Below are 391 nucleotides of genomic sequence, written 5' to 3'. Positions count from 1 at the left end.
TTATCAGCCATAGTAGTTTTAGTTATCGGCGAGTTTATTCCCAAAGCATTATTCAGAGCCAAGAGCGATTTATTATTAACTTCTTTTTCTGCATTTGCCAATTTCTTTTATCAGATTTTTAAACCGATAGCAGGTTTTTTTGTAGGCATCGCACAATGGATTTTAAAATACATTTTCAACGTTCGTATTAAAAACAAAAAAGAAGCATTTACCAAAGTTGATTTAGAACATTTCTTTCAGCAAACAAAAGAACAGGAAGAAATTAATCCTGAATTAAACAAAGAATTATTTGAAAATGCTTTAAGCTTACCAACAGTAAAAATCAGGCAATTTTTAATTCCGAGAACTGAAGTAGAAGCTGTTGAAATAAATGATTCTATTGAAGATTTAA

General features: G+C 29.4%; 1 protein-coding gene. It reads left to right on the top strand.

From position 1 onward, the window contains the following. The coding region (locus tag E3E36_RS12620; RefSeq protein WP_167895662.1) for a CNNM domain-containing protein at positions 1-391 on the top strand (391 nt) is incomplete at both ends.

It is taken from the genome of Thermococcus sp. M36, assembly GCF_012027355.1.
In the GTDB taxonomy this organism is placed as follows: domain Archaea; phylum Methanobacteriota_B; class Thermococci; order Thermococcales; family Thermococcaceae; genus Thermococcus.
The sequence above is the reverse complement of the archived record's forward strand: the minus strand, read 5'-3'. Positions and strand labels throughout refer to the sequence as shown.